This window comes from Pantoea sp. NSTU24 (assembly GCF_050157905.1).
Lineage (GTDB): Bacteria > Pseudomonadota > Gammaproteobacteria > Enterobacterales > Enterobacteriaceae > Pantoea.
Genome location: NZ_JBKIWZ010000001.1, coordinates 2,117,623 through 2,138,544, shown reverse-complemented (window position 1 = coordinate 2,138,544; position 20,922 = coordinate 2,117,623). Strand labels below are relative to the sequence as shown.

Genomic DNA, 20,922 nt, shown 5'->3' with positions numbered 1-20,922 from the left:
GAAAAAAACGCCCGGTTTGCCGGGCGTTTTAGTCAGTGACGATCGTGGCCGTGGGGGCCAGGACCTCCGGGGCCGTGAGGCCCAAAACCGTGCGGGCCGGGGCCGCGATGGTCATGACGATCCCAGCGATGCTGGTGTTCCCAGCGACGTTCACGGTCGCGCTCATGCCAGCGACGCTCACGTTCCCACTGCTGGCGACGACGCCACTCTTCATGACGCCACCAGCGCCGTTCGTTGTAGGTGTAGCGGTCATTCCACCAGCGTGGTTCACGCCAGCGTCCCCCATCCCAGTAGTAACCCCGACGATCGCGATCGCCAAGATTCAGGGTGACGCCGGGGGCCAGAGTAATAGAGGCACTGGAGGCCTGGGCTGTGTGGTGTGCCAGCGGCGAAAGCAGTGCCACCAGGGCAGCAAAAATAAGCGCTCTTTTCATTATATTCTCCTCATCAACAGTGTAATGCTGTTGCGGCGCAGTGAGCCTGCGTAGTGCTGTGATTACCTCACTATTGTGTCGGAAAATTGTGAGGAAATTGGGGAGAAAAAGGGGATTGAGACTATTCTGGCGGGAAAATGCCCGACCTGTGCCGGGCGGTAAACGCATTAAAGCAGGGCCGCATCAATCGCCGACAGCTCACTGTCGCTGAACTGACGGCGGGTGAGCATCGCCACCGCGTCATCAATCTGCGCCGTTTTACTGGCACCAATCAGCACCGAGGTCACACGCTCATCGCGCAGCACCCACGCCAGCGCCATCTGCGCCAGCTTCTGTCCGCGCTGTTGAGCGATCAGGTTCAGCTTACGCACCTTTTCCATCTTCTCTTCGGTCAGCTGGCTCTCGTTCAGGAATTTGCTGCCGCTGGCCGCGCGTGAATCTTCCGGGATGCCCTGCAGATAGCGGTCGGTGAGCACGCCGCCCGCCAGGGGTGAGAAGGCGATACAACCGACACCCGTCTCTCCCAGGGTCTGAAGCAACCCCTGCTCAGGCGTGCGCTCAAACATCGAATAGCGCGGCTGGTGAATCAGGCAGGGCGTGCCGAGGTCGCGCAGAATGGCAATCGCCTGCGCAGCCCGATCTGCCGGATAGTTAGAGAGGGCCACATAGAGCGCCTTGCCCTGACGCACCACATGGTCCAGCGCGCGCATCGTCTCTTCCAGTGGCGTGTCGGGATCGGGACGGTGATGATAGAAAATATCGACATACTCCAGCCCCATGCGCTTCAGGCTCTGATCCAGACTGGCAACCAGATACTTGCGCGAACCCCAGTCGCCATAGGGCCCTGGCCACATGGTATAGCCCGCTTTGGTGGAAATAATCAGCTCATCACGGTGAGCTCGAAAATCTTCACGCAGGATCCGGCCAAAATTCTCTTCTGCGGAACCCGGTGGCGGCCCGTAGTTATTGGCCAGGTCGAAGTGCGTAATGCCCTGGTCAAAAGCGTGACGCAGCAGAGCACGGCTGTTATCGACCCGGGTCGCGTCACCAAAGTTATGCCATAGCCCCAGCGAAACGGCGGGCAGTTTAATTCCGCTGCGACCGCTGCGGCGGTATTCCATCTGTTGATAGCGATCGGGATGAGGAAAAGAGGACATTCAGCGCTCCAGGTAAAAAACGGGAAAATGTGCCAGAACGCTCTCAGTGTATACGGTTACACGCAGTGACAGCGCGCTGCAGTTCGCGTTTTTACAGAATATTCTGCCAGCGTAACGCCCGCGTTCCAGGCATTGCGGCTGAGGAAATGTGCCGCTCGCCTCGCTAATTGAATCGTCTGTCAGATACTTAAGCCAACTCTTCCCTGAAAGGAATGCGCTATGTCCACGTTCACTGTTGGAGATTACCTGCTGACCCGTCTGCAGGAGATCGGTATCAGGCATCTGTTTGGCGTACCGGGCGACTACAACCTGCAGTTTCTCGATCGGGTTATCGCACATCCGGTCATCAGCTGGGTGGGCTGTGCCAACGAACTGAATGCCGCTTACGCAGCGGATGGCTATGCCCGCTGCAACGGCGCAGGCGCGTTGCTGACCACTTTTGGTGTCGGCGAGCTCAGTGCAATTAACGGTATAGCAGGCAGTTATGCGGAGTATCTGCCGGTGATTCATATCGTCGGCGCCCCGGCGACCCAGGCGCAGCGCCAGGGCGACTGTGTGCATCACTCGCTGGGTGATGGCGATTTTCAGCATTTCATCCGCATGGCTGGGGAGGTAAGTGCAGCCACGGCACAGCTCACCGCCGATAACGCCACGGCGGAAATCGATCGGGTGATCGCAAGTGCGCTGCAGGCCCGCCGCCCCGGCTATCTTTCGATCGCCGTCGACGTCGCGGCCCAGGAAATTGCCCCGCCAACGCAACCCCTGCAGACCGCGCAGCCCGCATCGGCGGCGGTTCGTCGTGCGTTCCGCGAGGCGGCGGAACGTCTGCTGGCACCGGCTGCGCGTGTTTCTCTGCTGGCTGACTTTCTGGCGCTGCGCTGGCAGCAGCAGTCTGCCCTGGCCGCCCTGCGCAGAGAGCGTGCCATTCCCTGTGCTTCGCTGCTGATGGGGAAAGGGGTCGTGGATGAACAGCAGCCCGGATTTGTCGGCACCTATGCCGGTGAAGCGAGTGCCGATCAGGTACGCGAACAGATAGAGCAGGTGGATGTGGCAATCTGCGTCGGGGTGCGTTTCACCGATACCCTTACCGCCGGTTTCACGCAGCAGTTTGATGCGGCACGCCTGATCGATCTGCAGCCGTTCAGCGCCACGGTGGGCGGTGAGGATTTTGCGCCGCTGTCGATGGCCGACGCGCTCGCTGAAATGCTGCCGCTGTTCGAGCGCTATGGCGCGCAGTGGCACGCCGCCGCCGCGCTGCCTGACCAGCCGTCCGCTGAACCGGCGGCCGCGATCAGCCAGCACGCTTTCTGGCAGGCGATGCAGCGCTTTTTGCAGCCAGGCGATCTGATCGTAGCCGATCAGGGCACCGCCGCCTTTGGTGCCGCGGCGCTGAGACTGCCTTCGCAGGCGCAGCTGCTGGTCCAGCCATTATGGGGCTCAATCGGCTATACTCTTCCGGCAGCGTTTGGCGCACAGACCGCCCATCCCGATCGCCGGGTGATCCTGATTATCGGCGACGGTTCGGCGCAGCTGACCATTCAGGAACTGGGTTCAATGCTGCGCGATCGGCAGCCGGTGATACTCTTTTTACTGAACAATGAAGGCTATACTGTCGAACGCGCGATTCATGGCGCTACGCAGCGCTACAATGATATCGCGCAGTGGGACTGGACGGCCCTGCCGCACGCCTTTAGCCTGCAGAAGCAGGCGCAGAGCTGGCGCATCAGTGAAACGGTGCAGTTAGATGAGGTGATGGCGCGGTTGTCTGCACCTCAGACGCTGTCGCTGATTGAAGTGATCATGCAGAAAGCGGATCTGCCGCCGCTGCTTCGAAAAGTCACTGCCTGCCTGAATCAACGCAACGGCGGCTAAGATTCAGATAGTTGCCGCTGTGCAGGGTGGCCTATCGCGGTTAGGCTGTAGCGCACCTGAGTAAGACGCTCACCAATCGCACCGGTGAGCGTTGTTGTTTTATGGGCAGAAATTTATAGTGTCCTCCAACTCTTAAGACCCCAAGCGGAGCAACAGAAGAATGACAACCTATGCCTTGGTCGGCGATGTCGGCGGTACTAACGCGCGCCTCGCCCTTTGTGAGGTGGAAAGCGGCAGCATCACCCAGGCCAAAACATTCTCAACATCAGAATACGACAGCCTCGAAGCCGTCATCCGCCACTATCTTGATGAACAACAGCAGGATGTTAAAGATGGCTGTATTGCCATTGCCTGCCCGATTACCGATGACTGGGTTGAAATGACCAACCATGACTGGGCGTTTTCCACGCGCAAGCTCAAAGAAAACATCGGTTTTGAACACCTGGAAATCATTAACGACTTCACCGCGGTATCCATGGCGATCCCGATGCTGACCGCCGATAACGTGATTCAGTTTGGCGGCACCGCGCCGGTTAAAGACAAGCCTATCGCGATTTATGGGGCCGGAACCGGACTGGGCGTGAGCCATCTGGTGCACGTTGACAAGCGCTGGGTAAGCCTGCCGGGCGAGGGCGGCCATGTCGATTTCGCGGCAAACAGTGAAGAAGAAGATCAGATTCTGGAAGTGCTGCGCGAAGAGCTGGGCCATGTTTCAGCCGAACGCGTGCTGTCAGGCGCCGGTCTGGTTAATCTCTATCGGGCGATTGTGAAAGTCGATAATCGCGTGCCGGAAAACCTGAAGCCGAAAGATGTGAGCCAGCGTGCGCTGGATGACAGCTGCATCGACTGCCGTCGTGCCCTGTCGATGTTCTGCGTCATCATGGGCCGTTTCGGTGGCAATCTGGCGCTGAATCTCGGCACCTTTGGCGGTGTCTATATCGCGGGCGGCATTGTGCCTCGCTTCCTGGAGTTCTTTAAGGCTTCCGGCTTCCGGGCGGCCTTTGAAGATAAGGGACGCTTCCGTGACTATGTTGCCAGCATCCCGGTCTATATGATCACGCACGATCAGCCTGGCCTGCTGGGCGCGGGCGCGCATCTGCGTCAGACGCTGGGTCGCATTCTCTGATCCTGCCTTATCCCGCATGAGTTTTCGATCCGCCCTGTCTCACAATGTCGGATCGGAAACTCTGCGCCGCGGTTTTTTTCTCTGCCTGGGCGCATTGCCTACAGACGCATCAGCTGTCGGAACTGCTTCACCCTGCTGCGGCTGACGGGCACCTGAAACTCCAGATCGCGCAACTTCAGCAGATAGGTATTGTTGAACCATGGCTCAATTTCGCGAATTTTACTGAGGCTGACGCAGTAGGAACGATGGCAGCGGAAAAACTGCTGTTCCGGCAGCCGGGAGCAGAACTCGGTGATGTTCATCGACATGACGTAAGATTCGCGCCGCGTGTAGACAAACGTCAGCTTTTCATGCGCTTCCACATAGTAGATATCGTTCACGTCTGTGACGATAATCCGCTCATCCTTGATCAGATTTACCGTCTGCGGCGCGGAGGCGGCGTGAAGCGGATTGACCGCCTGCTGCACCTGGGCTGTGGCCTCCAGCTTATTGAGCATGGTCACGATCCGCGATTCCTGATAGGGCTTGAGTATGTAATCAAACGCCTCCAGCTCAAACGCCTCTACCGCATGCTCTTTCCACGCAGTAATAAACACAATCAGCGGTTTATGCGCAAACTGATGAATATTCTGCGCCAGCAGCATACCATCCAGTGAGGGGATATTGATGTCGAGGAAAATGACATCAACCCGATGCTGCTGCAGATATTTCAGCACGTCGAGGCCATCGTCGAAACAGGCCTCAATCTCAATTTTGCTATGATGCTGGATCATCCAGCTCAGCTCCTGCTGCGCCAGGAATTCATCTTCCACAATAATGGCTTTCATAACAGATTCTCCGCCAGACGCTGGCCATTCTTGCTTAGCGTAAAGGCTATCTCGGTGCCTGGCTGATGCCGTACGATCTGCAAGCCCTGGCCCGACAGCAGTTTAACCCGGTGGTGAACATTGAGCAGGCCGATTTTATTGCCGGGCATCTCATTGCGCGCCACCCGCGCCATCACGTCATCGCTGATGCCGTGGCCGGTATCCCGCACCGCGATCTTCACCCGATCGCCCAGATCCCGCACGCTCAGCGTCACCACGCCTTTGCCCTTGCAGGGCTGAATGCCGTGCACGATGGCATTCTCCACCAGCGGCTGGATCAGCAGGCTTGGCAGCAGAAAATGCAGATCGTCATCGACGTCATAGATCATCGTCAGCTTGTCACCAAACCGTGCCTGCTCAATGGCGATGTAATCTTTGACCTGCCAGAGCTCCTTACGGATGTCGATCAGCTCGTCGTCATTCAGCTCCAGGTTGTAACGCAGATAGCGCGACAGGTTAATCACCAGCTGGCGGGCGGTGTCGGGATTAAGCCGGACGGAGGAGGAGATTGCATTCAGCGCGTTAAACAGAAAATGGGGATTTATTTTGCTCTGCAGCGCGCGCAGTTCCGCTTTATTGGCCATCTCGCGCAGCTGCTCCGCGCGTGACACCTCAAGCTGGGTGGAAATAATTTGCGACAGGCCGATCGCCATCTCCTTCAGCGAACCGGTGATGCGGTAGGCGCGGCGGTAGTAAATTTTCAGCGTGCCGGTCACTTTGCCTTTCTCCCAGAGTGGGATCACGATCATCGAATGGATATCTTTAGTGCGGTGCGCTTCATCGTTGTTTTTGATAATAATCTTGCCGCTGGCGATCGACTGCGCCGTGGTGGGGCTGATGCCATCATCTCCATGCTGGTAGTTGTGTTCGCCGTAGCCGACATAGGCCAGAATCTGCTTTTTATCCGTCATCGCGACGGCATCGGCCTTAATCTCCCGGCGGATAATGTCACAGATGTTGCGCAGCGAGTCGCTGTTGACCTGCCGGAACAGCGGCAGGGTTTTGTTGGCGATCTCCAGCGCCAGCTTGGCCTGTCGGGCGGCGATTGCCTCTTTCTCACCCTCCACGCTCTGCACCAGCAGCACGATAATGCCGATGCTGGAGGCGCCGAGGATCATCGGCAGGGCAATCTCCGACACGATCGCCAGCCCGAGTGAAGTGGGACGCGCCCACAGAACAATCAGCAACATCGTCAGGGCTTCACACAGCATGCCGCCGAGGATACCGGCCTGCCAGCGATGCTCCTTTACTACCCGGCGGTTAATGCTGCCCGCCACGATTCCGGCAATGATGCTGGTGATCAGGCAGGGCACTGAGGTCACGCCGTGAATGTCGATCAGAAAGCGGTGCAGGCCGGCAATGCTGCCGGTCGCGATGCCGACCCAGGGACCAAACAGGATACCGCCGGCCATCACGGCGATCACCCGCACGTTCAGCAGCGAGCCGTCGACATTCACACCCGACCAGGTACTGAACAGCGCAAACAGGGAAAAGATGGCGGTCACCGCGATTTTCTCCGCACGGGTATGTTCATCTTTCTGCAGCAGCTGACGAAACGGGCGGGTACGCGTCAGAAAGAACAGGCAGATCAGCATCAGGGCGGCGCGATCAAACACTGCCAGTAACATCGTAAAGTGGGAGGACACGGGCGACTCATCGGCAATGGAAAGTCTCGCTATGATAAAAAATGTGATCGGGAACCGCCAGCGTCCTGATGACACAGGCCGGGATAGCCTGTTTCAGATCAATATTCAGGGCATCTGGACGAAAAGGGGAAATGTTGAGTCAGCATAAGGGGAACCGTTTTCCCGTTGCCAGGGCTGGTCGGTGTAATCGCGTTTTGCTATGTTGCGCGATAACGCACTTCAGCGACCGCTGGAAAATTGCGCCCATCGGGAGCCGCACATGCAACTTTTTACCCCCAGACTGATCCTGAGCAAACTGCAGCCGGAAGACTGGCAACTGTTCCGCGCCGTGCATGAAGATCGTGACACCATGACCTGGGTCAGCGAAATTCCGGACGAAGCGGATATCCGCCAGCGTTTCACCGAGCGTCTTGCCCCCTGGCAGGCGAGCAGCTTTCACATGCTCTGCCTGGTGGCGCGCCGACGGGATAATGGTGAGCCGATTGGCCTGTTTGGCTGTAGCCCCGAGTGGGTGCCGCATCGCCAGGCGGAGGTCGGCTACATGCTGCTGCATCGCCACTGCGGCCAGGGCTATGGCAGTGAGGCGCTGGCCGCGCTGTGCCAGTTTTTGTTCGATGCCGATTTTCACAAACTCAAGGCGATGGTCATTGAGGGAAACTGGGCATCCCGCCGTATTCTGGAGAAAAACGGTTTTCAGCTTGAGGGAACGCTACGGGATAATTATCTGCTGAACGGCTGCTGGGTGAACGATTGGCTGCTGGGACGGCTGAATCCGCAACAATAAAAATATTTTCCGCCACACTCGACAAAATGATCCTCAGCACGTTATGTTCGTAACGGGTCACCACCGTGACCCGCGTCGCTCGGACGGTCCGGGCGCTTACGTAATCCAGAGGTTCTCATGGCTGATAACAGCACACCCCGTCGTTTCTCGCGTATTGATCGTTTACCCCCTTACGTTTTCAACATCACCGCTGAATTAAAGATGGCTGCGCGCCGGCGCGGCGAAGATATCATCGATTTTTCGATGGGTAATCCGGATGGGGCGACCCCGCCGCACATCGTGGAAAAACTATGCCAGGTGGCACAGCGTGACGATACTCACGGCTACTCCACCTCACGCGGTATTCCGCGTCTGCGGCGGGCGATATCGCGCTGGTACGCCGACCGCTATCAGGTGGAGATCGATCCCGAATCAGAGGCAATTGTGACCATTGGCTCCAAAGAGGGGCTGGCGCATCTGATGCTGGCGACGCTGGACCACGGGGATACCGTGCTGGTGCCCAACCCCAGCTATCCGATTCATATCTATGGCGCGGTGATCGCCGGGGCGCAGGTGCGCTCGGTGCCGCTGGTCGCGGGCGTCGACTTCTTCAACGAGCTGGAACGTGCGATTCGCGAAAGCTATCCCAAGCCAAAAATGATGATTCTGGGCTTTCCTTCTAACCCGACGGCGCAGTGCGTGGAGCTGGACTTTTTCGAGCGGGTCATCGCGCTGGCGAAACAGTATAACGTGCTGGTGATCCACGATCTGGCCTACGCCGACATCGTTTACGATGGCTGGAAAGCGCCGTCGATCATGCAGGTGCCAGGCGCACGCGACGTCGCCGTCGAGTTTTTCACGCTGTCAAAAAGCTACAACATGGCGGGCTGGCGTATCGGTTTCATGGTTGGCAACAAAGAGCTGGTTGCCGCGCTGGCGCGGATCAAAAGCTACCATGACTACGGCACCTTCACACCGCTGCAGGTGGCAGCGATTGCGGCGCTGGAGGGGGATCAGCAGTGCGTACGCGATATTGCAGAGCAGTATAAACGGCGGCGCGATGTGCTGGTGAAGGGTCTGCATGAGGCGGGCTGGATGGTAGATAATCCGAAAGCGTCCATGTACGTCTGGGCAAAAATTCCTGACCACTATGCGCATCTGGGATCGCTGGAGTTTGCTAAGCATCTGCTGCAGGAGGCGAAAGTCTGTGTTTCACCGGGTATCGGCTTTGGCGACTATGGCGATACACACGTACGTTTTGCGCTGATCGAAAACAGCGATCGTATTCGTCAGGCGGTGCGGGGGATTAAAGCGATGTTCCGTGCTGATGGTGTCCTGCCAGGCAGTCTGAAAGCAGAAGAAGCAGAGTAACGGCCCGCAGGGGCGACTCAGAGGTCGCCCCGTAGCGGCACTGTCGCGCCATTACTTCAGCAGCAGAACGAAGGTTCCGAACCAAAGTAACGCGAAAAATGATATTCCCATCAAGGCATATTTCACAAAACAACTCCTCTGAGCGGTTACGATGATGGCGATCCCAGACCAGTGCAACGCGAACAGACAGGGAATCGAGGTCGCCACTGTTTTCTCTGGCTGCCTCGCTTCCGGGTTGATCTGAATAACTCAGAACAGGATCGTGCGCTAATTTACGCGGAATCCGGACCAATTGAAATAGGTCCGTTCTGAGATATTGCTCACAATTTCAGTTCACGTCTATTTTGGGAATTGCCGACATGCCGACACGTAACTGGGCCAGATGCTGTTGGTCACTATCCAGCACAATTTTCACCGGCAGACGCTGAACCACTTTAGTGTAGTTGCCTGTCGCGTTATCGGGTGCAATGGCAGAAAAAGTTGCCCCGGTTGCCGGAGCGATACTGTCTACATGGCCGGTAAAGGTCAGGCCTGGCAGCGCATCCACCTGCACCGTGACCCGCTGACCCGGACGCACATCGCTTAACTGCGTTTCAAGATAGTTAGCCGTGATGTAGGTCTGTTGCAGGGGCACCACCGCCAGCAGACGGGTACCGGCCGAAACAAATGCCCCGGTACGCACCGTGCGCTGACCGACCATTCCATCAACCGGCGCGGTAATCCGGGTATAGGAGAGATTCAGTCTGGCCTGATCGACGCTGGCGTTTGCTGCGGCGACATCGGCTTCCGCCGAACGTACCGCAGCCTTGAGCACACCTACCTGTTTCATGGCCGACGCCAGCGCTGCCTGACTCTGATGCACAGCCGCCAGGGCTGAACGCTGATTTGAGCTGGCTTTTTGCTGGTCGTCGGCGGCCACCGTGCCGCTTTTATAGAGGCGATTGTAGCGATCGGCGCTCTGCCCGGCATACTGTGCGGACGCCTGGCTGGCTGCCACGCTGGCCCTCTGCTGATCAATAACTGACTGCTGCTGTTCCAGTTGCGCCTGGCTGCTCAGCAGCTTCGCCTGACTCACCTGCAGATCGGCTTTGGCACTTTCCAGTGCGACCCGGTAATCGCGATCGTCCAGGGTGGCCAGTAGCTGGCCTGCTTTGACCGGCTGATTGTCCTGCACCTCAACGCGGCTGATATAACCCGATACCCGGGGAGCAACCAGCGTGTAATCGGCGTTGACGTAAGCATCGTTGGTTCGATGATCGTTTCCGCTCATCAGTGACCAGACCACAAAGGCCAGAGCCAGGAGCACCAGCAACAACAGGCTCAGCAGCAGGGTTCTTTTTAATTCGAAAGCACGCATATTCACTTATTCCGGAAGGGGGGTTGAATCAAAGTCTGCGGTGGCCAGACCCGTTTGGGCAGGATGGCGGTCAGCACTAACAGGCAGGCGGCGAAGCCAATCAGCATCAGCCAGCTGTCGCTCAGGCCGAGCACCGTCGCCTGATGTCTCACCAGAGTGGCGAAACCGCTGAGATTGTCACTGGCGCTGATGCTGCCATCCGGCAGCAGCGGCAGGCTGCGACTGGCCTGTGCAGCCGTCGGCGCGGTCATCAGCCAGCTGTGGCCGGCCGCCTGATTGATCAGGACGCTGGAGTGAAATTGCTCACGGTGTGAGAGAAAAACCTCAACCAGCGTGGAGGCGGCGATGCTGGAAAACCCGCGCACGGTGTTAAACATCGCTGATGCGAAGGGGCCTTCAGGCGGCGCGACCACGCTGGTGGCACTCATCAGTATGGGCAGAATGATCATCGGCTGTCCGAATGCCTGCAGGATCTGTAACAGCCAGAAATTCTGTCGCGCCCAGTCACTGGTGATCTGTGTGCCAAGCAGGCAGGCGATGACCAGCAGGCCGACGCCTGCCGTCAGCACCCAGCGGCAGTCAATCCAGCGGATATTGAGCAGGGCAGCAATCAATGGTGCGATCAGCAACTGCGGCAGGCCGACCGCCAGTGCCAGCGGCGCAAACTCAATCGGGCGAAAACCGCTGACCTGCGCAAAATAGACCGACGGCAGCGCCGAGCCGGACAGCCCGAGAATCAGTACGCAGGCCAGTCCCAGCAGCCCGTGCGCCAGATTGGGGCGCCGGAGCATCTGCAGTCTGAACAGCGGCAGTGGGTGAAACCATTCATTGATCAGGAACACCAGCAGCAGCGGCAGTGCGGTCAGCAGCATACCGGCAATCAGCGGCGAATTCAGCCAGTCGAGGCGTTCACCCTGCGTCAGCACCAGAACCAGCAGCGCCACACTGCTGCAGCCTGTGGCCATGCCAAACAGGTCGATCTGCTGAAAGCGTTCCGTCCGCAGCGAATCCTGAGGCAGCCCCCAGCCGATCAGCAGCATCGCAATCAGCATGCCGGGCACCACCTGCCAGAACACCATTATCCAGCTGACCTGATCGGTCCACAACGACGCCAGCGAAGCCGCCATGTTGGGACCGAACGTGGCGGTAAGGGCATAGCCCGCCAGACCAAATAGCTTAAACGGCGGCGGCAGGAAGCGCAGGGCAACGGTCATCAGCATCGGCGGTAAGGCGCCACCAAAGAGCCCCTGCAGAACACGCAGGCTGATAAACAGCGTGGGATCCGGCACCAGCGGCAGCAGGAATCCGGTCAGCATAAAGCCCGCAGAGACGCCAAGCGTAAAACGCCGCAGCGACAGGGTGACGGCAAACCAGGGCGCGATCATCATGGCAGCCACTTCGGCCGCCTGATAACCGGAAATAATCCAGCTACCCTGATCGTTGCCGATGCCGATAGCGGCACGGATATCGGCCAGGGCGATATCACTGACGCGATCGTTCAGCCCGGAGGTCAGGGCGGCGATAAGCACACCGACCAGGCCGAGCGCCAGTCGCAGTGTAAATGGGTGGGGGGCCGGCGCAGACGCAGGCGGGCTATTCATTGCAGGCGATCTCATTATTGTGATGCAGTGTACTGCGATGTGATACAGGGTGTAATATTACATACCGGTATGCTGTATTGCAATGTGGTACAGGGTGTAAAACGTGCGTCATTCGCGCTACAGTAAGGCAGCTCAAACAGGACGACGCTATGGCACATCAACCCTCCAGCCGTGAGGATGAAAAATCGGGCGGTATTCAGGTCATTGCCCGCGCGGCAAAAATTCTTAATGCCCTTGGCGAGCAGCCGGGCGGCATGAGCCTGGGCGAGATCGCGCAGGCGGTCGCGCTGCCCCGCTCAACGGTCCAGCGTATTGTCGCTGCGCTCGACAGCGCAGAACTGGTGCGCAGCACCGGTGCAGGCGGCTTACGTCTGGGGCCGGCGCTGTTAAAACTGATCTCCAGCGTTCACACCGATGTGGTCGATCTGGTCAGCCCGCTGCTGGAAAAACTCTCCTCTGATACCAACGAAACCGTCTCACTGGCGCGAGCCAGCGGCAGCCAGCTGGCGATTATTCACCATGTGGTGGCGTCGCGTGAGCTGCGGGTCGTGCCGCACATGGGACTTAATCTGCCGCTCTACAGCACCTCCGGTGGCCGGGCATTGCTGGCGCTGGAGTGTGAAAAAGATGTGCGGACGATCGTCGGTGAGGCCTGGCAGGAGTTAACCGATATGACGGTGAAAACGCTGCCGCAGTTGCTGGAGCTGATCAGAGAAGTGCGCGAAACCGGTATCGCCGTTGATCGGGGGAAACGCTGGAAGGTGTCTCGACCATGGCGTTTGCGCTGGATACGCTATTTGGTCGTTTTTCTGTCTCTTTGCTGGTGCCCTCTGCCCGTTTTCTGCGCCATGAAGCGCGTTTTCGTGACGAGATGCTGAAGTGCAAAGAGGCGCTGATGCGTGAAATCGGCAAAGTCGCCGCGATTGAAGGATAAGCCCCTGATGAAAACCCTGCTGATGGCTATCGACCACTCTCCGATAGCGGAAAAAGTGGTCGCGTTAACGATTGAAGAGGCGCTGGCGCATCGCGCCAGCGTCGTGGTGCTCTGCTGTGTCGATCCGGCCTACTCCTCCTGCAATCAGCCGATGGAGATCGATGCAGGTGAAGACCCGGCCGATTTTGTGGCGGCGCAGGATGAACAGAATACGGCAGAAATGGCGGTTCGCCATGCGCTGGCACCACTGCTGCGTGCGGGTATCGATGCACGAGGCATGATTCTGGCGGGCGAGGCGGCTGATACCATCGTAACCCAGTCGCAACAGCTCAAGGCCAGTATGATTATTATGGGGCGACGTCATCTCTCTTCGTTCAACCGGCTGTTAAAAGGCTCAGTCAGTGCGTCGGTTATTGAACGCGCTCACTGTCCTGTGCTGATTGACGTGCGTAAGGATTAATCCCGCAGTATGAATTCACTGCCTGTTATGACGCTGGCGGCATTTGCGCTGCTGGCGCTGATCGTCATTGTGCTGATTAAAACGACCCGGCTGCGCCTCTGGCAGGGGCTGATCATTTTTCTGCTGCCACTGATCCTGGCCAATCTGCTCTGGTTCAGCTGGGTCGCGCCGCAACGGCTGCAGGCTGCTCAGCGCGAGCAGGCGGTCAGCCAGCTGACAAAGATGCCCGGCTTTCGGGTGCTGCAGACGCAGGAGCCGACGCTCTGGCTGCTGCTCACGCAGGAACTGACGCGGCGTATCCGCGCCGGTGAACCGGCAGAAAAGGCAACGGGAGAACTGCGTGGCTGGCTGATTGAGGTAATTAATCAGCGGCTGATGCGCGGCACGGATGCAGCTGTCGTCAATTACATCAGTGTCTCTGTTGAAGAGATGCAGGCGCTGAACCGGATCGATCCGGTCCTCTGCTTCCGTTATCTCTATCCGCAGGTGAGTGGGGGCATTAATCTGCAGACGACGCTGTCACCGGCGCTGAATCGCAAAGAGGCGGAAGCGATGGAGCAGCTGCTGCTGAACAGCCCGCCACCTGAACAGCCACTGGATAAGACGCAGGCGCAGGACGATCTGCAAACGATCACAGGCCAGCTTTATCAGAAGTGGGGCGACAGGCTGCAGCAGCTGAACATGCCTGCTGACACCGCCGTAGATCGCTCCTCGCTGTGTGCCATGTCAATCGATCTCTACAGTGCGATTCTCGCATTACCTGACAAGCGCGCCGCCAACCTGTTACGTAGAATGATTGCAATAAGTGGCCAGTAACGGGCAGCAATAGCGGGCGAAAAAAAGCCCGCTAAACGCGGGCAGGGAAGAGAGAGGCAGAGTCTTTTTATTGGCATTTCCTGGTGTGGTGCAGTCTTCGTTGTGTCTGAATTCATACTGTCATCTTTCTGATGATAGTAACAGCCATTTAATCGTATTGAATCAATCGGTAAAAGTTTCGAAATATTCGGTTTTCGCGTATTTATCCTATAGATGCGTGACAGGCTGCGTCTTAAACTGCGCGGCAACGTGAGGACAATCTGATGAAAAAATTAATTACCAGCGCGGTCGCGCTGATGTTGCTGACAGGCTGTACTGCCAGCAAGCCCGGGGCATTTGAACGTGTAGATGAAGATCCGATCTCAAATACTGTGCAGTATCGTTTCGACCCACTGAAGGTCAATCGTGATGCGATGGATATCGACCTGGCGAATTACTGCAACAATAAAGGATTTGATAAAGTCGAGGCGCTGCCTGCGCAGGAGAGTCATATTCCGGGCCTGCAGAAGGCGTGGTTCCAGTGTAATTATGCGCTGAAAAGCTAAATAAAACGGGCGGGATAATTATCCCGCCCTTAATGAACATTTCTTTTATTTTATGCTGTGTGACATCTTTGCCCGTCAGTGGCGATGGTGACCGCCATGATACCCACCGTGATAGCCTCCATAGTAGCCTCCGTGATACCCGCCGCCACCTCCCCGGTGCCAGCCATTTTCATGTCGGGGACTGATGATACACCCGCTTAATAACGTCATCAGTGCAACGACCGAAGCGACTTTGATTAATCTCTTCATCGGAAGTCTTCTCCTCTTTTCCGGTGAGATTAACACTACGCTGAAAAAGTGGAGTGAAGATGCAGGCTTTGTAGAGTTATTTAAGAAGATATGACGAAATATTTCAATGTGCTGAATTTTGCGGCAAACAGAAATAAGAAAATAAGAATGGGCTGAATAATAAATACTATCAGAGAGAATAATCCCAAAATCAAGCGAAAATAATCTTCACCTGAAAACTTTTACAACTACATTATTAGCATGTCAGTTCAACAGGAGAGAAACATGGCGCATGACGTGAAACATATACTGGCTTTGCAGGCGGAGCTGGGCGAGTGTCCGCTCTGGTCGGTCAGGGAACAGGTGCTGTGGAGTGTTGATATTCTGGCACCCGCCATTCACCGGTTTGATCCGGTCAGCGGCGATTTACAGACCTTTCCGCAGGCGGAACACGTGGGCTGCATCGGTCTGCGCGAGGAAGGGGGAATTATCGCCGCTTTGCGCAGCGGTGTCTGGCTGCTGGATGCGCAGGGTAAACCAGAGAAAAAGATTGCCGACAATCCCGGGGAGGTCGCGCGGAGCCGCTTTAACGATGGTCGCGTCGATCCATGGGGAAACTTCTGGTGCGGCAGCTTGTGGGAACCGCAGGATAAAAATGGGGGGCTGCTGTGCCGCGTCACGCCGGATCTGAAACTGGAGGTGAAAGCGCGCGACATCAAAATTTCCAACGGACTGGCCTTCTCACCTGACCGGCGCTGGATGTATCATAGCGACACGCCGAATGAGGCGCTCTACCGCTATCCGTTAGATGAGCAGGGCGAACCGGGCGAACGTACGCTGTTCCGCCGTTTTGACGCCAGCGGCGGCTTACCGGATGGCGCGGCGGTGGATAGCGAAGGCTTCTACTGGTCAGCACAGTTTAACGGCGGACGCGTGGTACGTATCGATCCTCAGAGCGGAGAGATCGTTGAGGAGATTTTGTTGCCGGTGAAGTGGCCGACGATGGTGGCTTTCGGCGGTGCCGATCTCAAAACGCTGTTTATAACCAGTTCGCGGGAAGATCGCACGGAAGAGGAGCTGGCGCGCTATCCGCACTCCGGCGATATCTTTGCGGTGGAAGTGGCCGTCGCAGGTATGGCAGAGCCGCTGTTCCGCGGCTAGAGAGACGGGCCGCGCGAGGCGGCCCCTGTTGTTTAATGACGCTGCAGAACCGGCGCTACCGCCACTGAACGCTGCGGTAAGCGGATGGTAAGTGACAGGAACAGAGAGATAACCAGCAGCGTCATGATCAGGCTGAAGGTCACGGTAAAACCGCCAAACAGTGAGGCGACCAGAGAACCCAGCACGCTGCCGATACCAAATCCCAGATAGAGCAGCCCGTAATTTTTGGTCAGGTTGTTGAGACCGAAGAAGTCACTGACCAGCGACGGGAACACCGTGATGGTTCCGCCAAAACTGAAAGCGACACAGGCGAGCGAGAGAAAAAAGGTCATCTCGTTCATCCGGGTAAAGAGCAGCACGCTCATGCCGATCAGCGATACCATCTGCGCCAGCGAGATTACCCGGATACGCAGCATTTTGTCAGACAGCACGCCCAGTATCAGACGGCCGCTCAGATTCGCAATGGCGATCACGGTGACGGCGCTGGCGGCACTCTGTGTGGAGAGATGCACCAGACCTTCACCGATATCTTTGGCAACGCCGATCACATAGAGTCCGCTCATACAGGCAGTCAGAAACATCAGCGCCAGCATCCAGTACTGCGGCATACGGACGGACTGGGCCAGCGTGTAATCCCGCGCAGGCTGTTGTTCCTGATGACGCGGACTCTTTTCCTGCACAGGCGCATCATGCATCAGCAGTGCCCCGAGGATGATCATCGACATCGCCATCACGCCCCAGATCATGAAGGTCTGCTCCAGACCGACCGTCGCCAGCAGGGCGCCGCAGATAAATTTGAATCCCAGGCTTCCCAGGCCATAGGCGCCAATGGCACAGGCGGAGATCATCCCTTTGCGTTCCGGGAACCACTTTACGCAGTTAGAGAGCGTCATCAGATAGCCCGCACCATCAGCCAGACCGACCAGCAGGCCAGCGCTCAAATAGAGCATCATCAGGTTATCTGCCTGCGACGTCAGCCAGAATCCCAGCGCCATCAGCACGCCCGCGCCCATCGCTACGCGGCGTACCCCAAACCGTTCCTGCAATTTACCGGCCAGCGAGGAGGCGATGGCCAGACCTAAACTCAGCAGGCCAAATGAAAAAGCAACCTCACTGATGGGCGCATCCAGCTTTTGCGACAGCTGGCCGTTGAACAAACTCCACGTATAAACTGACCCCAGTGCAAACTGAGTGATAACGGTACCGAACAATGTAAGCCAGCGCGAACGCTGGAAAGAAACCTGCTGAGTCTGGTTCACTATTCATCTCTCCCATCCGGGAATCCGGAAACTGCGGTCAGCATAATGCAGTAACTCGCGTGCGCAGGTGGCAAAGGTATGAACGGAACGGATCGGGGAATGAAATGCCATTCATACGGTATGAATGGCATTGCGTGGTACAACACGGCGCGGCAGGGTTGCACAGAAAGTAACCAAAAAAGCAGCTTAATCAGGAAGCGTAACTACCCGTAAAATATTGTTTCAGCGCGTCGGTTCTCTGAGCAGGCTCACGGATTATTTGCCAGGCTAACAGTTCACTTAACAGGAGGAAATATGAAAGACCGGACATATGAATCCACCACCAGTGAGGATGAGGTTTGCTGCATCATCGGTCAGGCCGTGATTGAACTGAGTACAGAACAACAGCCGGTGACCAAATCGACGCTGGCACTGAAACTGCTGTCGATGGCCGACCGCGATAATGACGACGAGCGTGTTCTGCTCTACTGGATCGCCCGTAAGGCGGTCAATCAACCACAACAACTTCTCCAGCAGCAGCGGGCATAATGCTCCTCCGGATGCGGGCTACTGACCGCCTCTTTGTCAGACAGCGATACGGCGACGGCTTGCCGGCCAGCGGGCAAACATCACGAGATTGCCCAGCAGAATCATGACAAGGCCAGGGATGGCGCTGGCATGCCACTCATATCCTTCATAGCGTGTAGAAAGCGCCAGCGCCACCAGCGGAAACAGCACTGTCGTATAGGCTGCCTGACTGGCACCAATCCGCCCCACCAGCGTAAAGTAAGCGCCGAAGCCAAGTACCGATCCTACAATAGCCAGATAAGTCAGCGCCCCCAGCCACTGCATATTCCATGTGGGTTGCAGCGAAACGCCCTGCAATAGCGACATCAGGGCCATCATCAGCGCGCCATACAACATGCCGTAACTGTTGGTCGTCAGCACGTCACGTTGTAACCGCTGGTGCCGCTGACTGATCATATTACCGAATGAGAAGCCCAGCGTACCCAGCGCACTCAGACCGATGCCCCATATCAGCCCGGCCGACGCTTCTGTGCTGCGCAAATCGTGCCAGAACAGCGCAACGATGCCGGTCATCCCCAGTGCGATTGCCGGGATCAGGCGTACGGAAGGGCGCTGACGGAAGAACAGCCAGCCATTGATGGCGTTATACATTACCGCCATCGAGAAAATGACCGATTCCAGACCGCTGCTGATATAGGCGGACGCAGAATAAAAACAGACAAAATTGAAGCCAAAAACGCAGCAGCCCTGCAACAGACAAAAAAGATGGTCGCGCAGCGTCAGCCTGTGAAGGCGTTTTATCAGCTTAAGCAGCAGTAACATCACCAGCGAAGCCAGCAAAAAACGCCAGAACACCGCAACGGTTACGGCGCCCATGCCCGCAGACTGTTGCGCGTAGATCGCAATCCAGGTCGTTCCCCAGATCAGCACGACAGAGAGATATAAAAACAGATTCATCGCCGGATTCCCCTCCATAAAACACTGAGTGTGCGCCCGACACCGCCACTGCGCTTGCAATGAATTGCGGCGGTTTTGCAAAATCTTGCGCATTTTTAACCTCTGTTCCGCTACGGCCTGTTTTCTGACGGGCACACACCGTAAACTGGCACTCTGTTTGAACTGAACTGACACGCCGATGAGCCCATACCAGACCTTTGACATGCTGCAGCGCCACAAAGCCCAACTGCGTGATCAGGTGCAGCTTCAGAGCGGCATTCAGCTGGCAGCCTGGTTTAACAGCGGCGATCGTGTGACCAACCACAGCGATCATCACACGCTGAGCCTCTATGTCGCGGGCGGTTATGACACCTGGCATAAAACACCGCATGGCTGGCGCAACGGCGGCGCGCCGGATCGTTTCTGTCTGATGCCTGCCGGAACAGAGTCCACCTGGGATCTGCGCGCCGATCTCGCCTTTGTGCATCTTTATTGCAGTGAGGCGCATCTGCGACAGCTGGCCGAACGGGTCTGGGACCGCAGTCCGGCACAGTTAACGCTGGATGAGAAAATCTTTTCGACGGACGACCGTATCACCCAGCTCTATCGACACTTTCTGCTGAGCAGTGACTGGCAACAGCCCGCCAGTCAGTTAACGCTGAGCAGCGCCTCTACACTGCTGCTGACTCATCTGTTACAACACTACAGCGAAGTTAACTGGCAGCTGCCTCAGGTGCGGGGAGGGCTGGCTCCTGTGGTCCTGCGGCGGGTGCTCGATTTTATCGATGCCCATCTCGACCAGCCTTTAACGCTCTCTGTGCTGGCACACGAAGCGGCACTGAGTGAGTTTCACTTTGCGCGTATGTTCCGTCATACCACTGGCGAAGCGCCGCACCAGTTTGTGATGCGACGCCGGATGGATCGTGCGCGGATGCTGCTGGAACGTCCCGATCTGACCCTGACCGCCATCGCCTTACAGTGTGGCTTTCACTCGTCAGCCCACTTCAGTCACCGTTTCCGCCAGGTGTATGGAACCACGCCATCCGCCTGTCGCCGGGCACTCGGCTAATCTTTTTGTTTATGTATCAATATCGGGCAGGTTTTCTTCAGGGGGCGGGTATGACGCTATTCAGTAGCTTAAAAGTTTTAATAAAACCTGCTTCAGGAAAAACAGGCTGCTTTAATTCTGATGCCGGTTTGTAAAACTACGCTATTATTTTGGTACTACTCTGCCATCAGCGTTGCGGGTGTAATTTTTATCGCTAATGTTTATAAACTCTTTTCCATTGATGCTGCCTCTGACAACTAACGCTATCCTGTTATATACACATTTCCTGTGCTCGCCATGTGTATCATCAAAGCAGGTGTAATCATCAATTGAACCCTCTCTGGTTCAGGTAGGTAATTGTTCATTTAGTCTGAGGTGGATAGTTGCTACTTCATACTGATGACACTTTTTTGCCATTAACGTAAGTTCTTTATCAGTGATGCGCCTGTACGATGATTGAGTATCACGAATACCTTAAAACAAGCGAGATAATTTATCCATGGTTCAGCCTGTGCTTTGTGGCGTAGGCATTGTTCAATGCTTTCACTGATGCAAAGCGAGTGATTCAGGAACGCAGGCGTCACGATAAATCTCTTAAAGTCCTGGTGCAATGCTCATCAGCTGAAAACACCACCGGCTGAAATCAGAGTCCATGCAGAATATCACTGCTAAAGGCTTTACGACCGTAAAAAAGTAAATATTATGGTAAGAGTGCTTTCAATGGCATGAAACTTATTGCTGTAGTAAATCATCGTCACTGCTGACATGCCACTTATAAGAACCCCAATATCTCACCAGCTACCAGGCATTGCTACTACTTGATTTTTTCGAGCTT

20 protein-coding genes and 1 pseudogene are annotated in these 20,922 nt (G+C 56.5%); 11 read left to right on the top strand and 10 right to left on the bottom strand.

The window, feature by feature from the left end:
- Positions 1-32: 32 nt before the first annotated feature.
- Complete coding sequence (locus ACLHDD_RS10075) at positions 33-434, bottom strand: DUF2502 domain-containing protein (RefSeq protein ID WP_313653720.1); 402 nt, start codon at positions 432-434, stop codon at positions 33-35.
- A gap of 167 nt (positions 435-601) precedes the next feature.
- Positions 602-1,591, bottom strand: coding sequence for an L-glyceraldehyde 3-phosphate reductase (gene mgrA / locus ACLHDD_RS10070; RefSeq protein WP_427104009.1), 990 nt, complete (start codon positions 1,589-1,591; stop codon positions 602-604).
- Positions 1,592-1,810: 219 nt separating this feature from the next.
- Here mgrA and ipdC point away from each other — a divergent pair, with 219 nt between their 5' ends.
- Together ipdC and glk are read left to right on the top strand one after the other, a co-directional pair.
- Positions 1,811-3,463: an indolepyruvate decarboxylase gene (ipdC, locus tag ACLHDD_RS10065; protein ID WP_427104008.1), complete on the top strand. Its 1,653-nt coding sequence runs from the start codon at positions 1,811-1,813 to the stop codon at positions 3,461-3,463.
- A 160-nt stretch (positions 3,464-3,623) separates the two neighbouring features.
- Positions 3,624-4,589 (top strand): glucokinase, encoded by a 966-nt coding sequence (gene glk / locus ACLHDD_RS10060; RefSeq protein ID WP_279768440.1) that lies wholly within the window; start codon positions 3,624-3,626, stop codon positions 4,587-4,589.
- Between the two features lie 98 nt (positions 4,590-4,687).
- Here the strand turns inward: glk and ACLHDD_RS10055 are convergent, their stop codons facing one another.
- Positions 4,688-5,416: a LytR/AlgR family response regulator transcription factor gene (locus ACLHDD_RS10055; protein ID WP_427104007.1), complete on the bottom strand. Its 729-nt coding sequence runs from the start codon at positions 5,414-5,416 to the stop codon at positions 4,688-4,690.
- Complete coding sequence (locus ACLHDD_RS10050; RefSeq protein WP_427105194.1) at positions 5,413-7,083, bottom strand: LytS/YhcK type 5TM receptor domain-containing protein; 1,671 nt, start codon at positions 7,081-7,083, stop codon at positions 5,413-5,415. The genes ACLHDD_RS10055 and ACLHDD_RS10050 overlap by 4 nt, the downstream gene beginning before the upstream one ends.
- Before the next feature lie 277 nt (positions 7,084-7,360).
- Here ACLHDD_RS10050 and ACLHDD_RS10045 point away from each other — a divergent pair, with 277 nt between their 5' ends.
- Complete coding sequence (locus ACLHDD_RS10045) at positions 7,361-7,885, top strand: GNAT family N-acetyltransferase (RefSeq protein WP_427104006.1); 525 nt, start codon at positions 7,361-7,363, stop codon at positions 7,883-7,885.
- Positions 7,886-8,002: 117 nt separating this feature from the next.
- On the top strand, positions 8,003-9,235 hold the full coding sequence (gene alaC / locus ACLHDD_RS10040) for an alanine transaminase (protein ID WP_427104005.1): 1,233 nt from the start codon (positions 8,003-8,005) through the stop codon (positions 9,233-9,235).
- Positions 9,236-9,286: 51 nt separating this feature from the next.
- Here alaC and ypdK read toward each other — a convergent pair whose 3' ends face one another.
- The 3 genes from ypdK to ACLHDD_RS10025 all read right to left on the bottom strand — a co-directional run bounded on the left by ypdK (position 9,287) and on the right by ACLHDD_RS10025 (position 12,193).
- Positions 9,287-9,361, bottom strand: coding sequence for a membrane protein YpdK (ypdK, locus tag ACLHDD_RS10035; protein WP_099257831.1), 75 nt, complete (start codon positions 9,359-9,361; stop codon positions 9,287-9,289).
- A gap of 202 nt (positions 9,362-9,563) precedes the next feature.
- Entirely contained in the window at positions 9,564-10,592 is a 1,029-nt protein-coding gene (locus tag ACLHDD_RS10030; RefSeq protein WP_427104004.1) for an HlyD family secretion protein, read from the bottom strand.
- A gap of 2 nt (positions 10,593-10,594) precedes the next feature.
- Positions 10,595-12,193: an MFS transporter gene (locus ACLHDD_RS10025; RefSeq protein WP_427104003.1), complete on the bottom strand. Its 1,599-nt coding sequence runs from the start codon at positions 12,191-12,193 to the stop codon at positions 10,595-10,597.
- Between the two features lie 149 nt (positions 12,194-12,342).
- Between ACLHDD_RS10025 and ACLHDD_RS10020 the strand changes: the two are divergent.
- From ACLHDD_RS10020 to ACLHDD_RS10005, 4 genes and pseudogenes are all read left to right on the top strand, one after another.
- Positions 12,343-13,127: pseudogene (locus ACLHDD_RS10020) on the top strand (IclR family transcriptional regulator).
- 7 nt (positions 13,128-13,134) lie between these two features.
- Positions 13,135-13,587, top strand: coding sequence for a universal stress protein (locus ACLHDD_RS10015; RefSeq protein ID WP_427104002.1), 453 nt, complete (start codon positions 13,135-13,137; stop codon positions 13,585-13,587).
- Between the two features lie 9 nt (positions 13,588-13,596).
- Positions 13,597-14,403 carry a hypothetical protein gene (locus tag ACLHDD_RS10010; RefSeq protein WP_427104001.1) on the top strand — a complete coding sequence of 269 codons (807 nt, stop codon included), beginning with the start codon at positions 13,597-13,599 and terminating at the stop codon, positions 14,401-14,403.
- Between the two features lie 263 nt (positions 14,404-14,666).
- Positions 14,667-14,948 carry a hypothetical protein gene (locus ACLHDD_RS10005; protein ID WP_427104000.1) on the top strand — a complete coding sequence of 94 codons (282 nt, stop codon included), beginning with the start codon at positions 14,667-14,669 and terminating at the stop codon, positions 14,946-14,948.
- A gap of 75 nt (positions 14,949-15,023) precedes the next feature.
- Here ACLHDD_RS10005 and ACLHDD_RS10000 read toward each other — a convergent pair whose 3' ends face one another.
- On the bottom strand, positions 15,024-15,197 hold the full coding sequence (locus ACLHDD_RS10000) for a hypothetical protein (RefSeq protein ID WP_427103999.1): 174 nt from the start codon (positions 15,195-15,197) through the stop codon (positions 15,024-15,026).
- Between the two features lie 264 nt (positions 15,198-15,461).
- On the opposite strand from ACLHDD_RS10000, the gene ACLHDD_RS09995 reads away from it, so the two are divergent.
- Complete coding sequence (locus ACLHDD_RS09995) at positions 15,462-16,337, top strand: SMP-30/gluconolactonase/LRE family protein (RefSeq protein WP_427103998.1); 876 nt, start codon at positions 15,462-15,464, stop codon at positions 16,335-16,337.
- Positions 16,338-16,369: 32 nt separating this feature from the next.
- Here the strand turns inward: ACLHDD_RS09995 and ACLHDD_RS09990 are convergent, their stop codons facing one another.
- Complete coding sequence (locus ACLHDD_RS09990; protein ID WP_427103997.1) at positions 16,370-17,596, bottom strand: L-lactate MFS transporter; 1,227 nt, start codon at positions 17,594-17,596, stop codon at positions 16,370-16,372.
- A gap of 294 nt (positions 17,597-17,890) precedes the next feature.
- Between ACLHDD_RS09990 and ACLHDD_RS09985 the strand changes: the two genes are divergently transcribed.
- Positions 17,891-18,124: a hypothetical protein gene (locus ACLHDD_RS09985; protein ID WP_427103996.1), complete on the top strand. Its 234-nt coding sequence runs from the start codon at positions 17,891-17,893 to the stop codon at positions 18,122-18,124.
- A 36-nt stretch (positions 18,125-18,160) separates the two neighbouring features.
- Here ACLHDD_RS09985 and ACLHDD_RS09980 read toward each other — a convergent pair whose 3' ends face one another.
- Positions 18,161-19,060 carry a DMT family transporter gene (locus tag ACLHDD_RS09980; RefSeq protein ID WP_427103995.1) on the bottom strand — a complete coding sequence of 300 codons (900 nt, stop codon included), beginning with the start codon at positions 19,058-19,060 and terminating at the stop codon, positions 18,161-18,163.
- 178 nt (positions 19,061-19,238) lie between these two features.
- Between ACLHDD_RS09980 and ACLHDD_RS09975 the strand changes: the two genes are divergently transcribed.
- Entirely contained in the window at positions 19,239-20,108 is an 870-nt protein-coding gene (locus tag ACLHDD_RS09975) for a helix-turn-helix domain-containing protein (protein ID WP_427103994.1), read from the top strand.
- The last annotated feature ends 814 nt before the right edge of the window (positions 20,109-20,922 follow it).

What these genes read in the sequence shown, in the direction of transcription:
- mgrA (WP_427104009.1), bottom strand. Translation starts at nt 1,591, where the DNA reads ATGTCCTCTTTTCCTCATCCCGATCGCTATCAACAGATGGAATACCGC.
- glk (WP_279768440.1), top strand. Translation starts at nt 3,624, where the DNA reads ATGACAACCTATGCCTTGGTCGGCGATGTCGGCGGTACTAACGCGCGC.
- ACLHDD_RS10050 (WP_427105194.1), bottom strand. Translation starts at nt 7,083, where the DNA reads ATGTTACTGGCAGTGTTTGATCGCGCCGCCCTGATGCTGATCTGCCTG.
- alaC (WP_427104005.1), top strand. Translation starts at nt 8,003, where the DNA reads ATGGCTGATAACAGCACACCCCGTCGTTTCTCGCGTATTGATCGTTTA.
- ACLHDD_RS09985 (WP_427103996.1), top strand. Translation starts at nt 17,891, where the DNA reads ATGAAAGACCGGACATATGAATCCACCACCAGTGAGGATGAGGTTTGC.
- ACLHDD_RS10025 (WP_427104003.1), bottom strand. Translation starts at nt 12,193, where the DNA reads ATGAATAGCCCGCCTGCGTCTGCGCCGGCCCCCCACCCATTTACACTG.
- ACLHDD_RS10075 (WP_313653720.1), bottom strand. Translation starts at nt 434, where the DNA reads ATGAAAAGAGCGCTTATTTTTGCTGCCCTGGTGGCACTGCTTTCGCCG.
- ACLHDD_RS10030 (WP_427104004.1), bottom strand. Translation starts at nt 10,592, where the DNA reads ATGCGTGCTTTCGAATTAAAAAGAACCCTGCTGCTGAGCCTGTTGTTG.
- ACLHDD_RS10005 (WP_427104000.1), top strand. Translation starts at nt 14,667, where the DNA reads ATGAAAAAATTAATTACCAGCGCGGTCGCGCTGATGTTGCTGACAGGC.
- ACLHDD_RS10015 (WP_427104002.1), top strand. Translation starts at nt 13,135, where the DNA reads ATGAAAACCCTGCTGATGGCTATCGACCACTCTCCGATAGCGGAAAAA.
- ACLHDD_RS10045 (WP_427104006.1), top strand. Translation starts at nt 7,361, where the DNA reads ATGCAACTTTTTACCCCCAGACTGATCCTGAGCAAACTGCAGCCGGAA.
- ACLHDD_RS09980 (WP_427103995.1), bottom strand. Translation starts at nt 19,060, where the DNA reads ATGAATCTGTTTTTATATCTCTCTGTCGTGCTGATCTGGGGAACGACC.
- ACLHDD_RS09995 (WP_427103998.1), top strand. Translation starts at nt 15,462, where the DNA reads ATGGCGCATGACGTGAAACATATACTGGCTTTGCAGGCGGAGCTGGGC.
- ACLHDD_RS09975 (WP_427103994.1), top strand. Translation starts at nt 19,239, where the DNA reads ATGAGCCCATACCAGACCTTTGACATGCTGCAGCGCCACAAAGCCCAA.
- ACLHDD_RS10010 (WP_427104001.1), top strand. Translation starts at nt 13,597, where the DNA reads ATGAATTCACTGCCTGTTATGACGCTGGCGGCATTTGCGCTGCTGGCG.
- ACLHDD_RS10055 (WP_427104007.1), bottom strand. Translation starts at nt 5,416, where the DNA reads ATGAAAGCCATTATTGTGGAAGATGAATTCCTGGCGCAGCAGGAGCTG.
- ACLHDD_RS10000 (WP_427103999.1), bottom strand. Translation starts at nt 15,197, where the DNA reads ATGAAGAGATTAATCAAAGTCGCTTCGGTCGTTGCACTGATGACGTTA.
- ipdC (WP_427104008.1), top strand. Translation starts at nt 1,811, where the DNA reads ATGTCCACGTTCACTGTTGGAGATTACCTGCTGACCCGTCTGCAGGAG.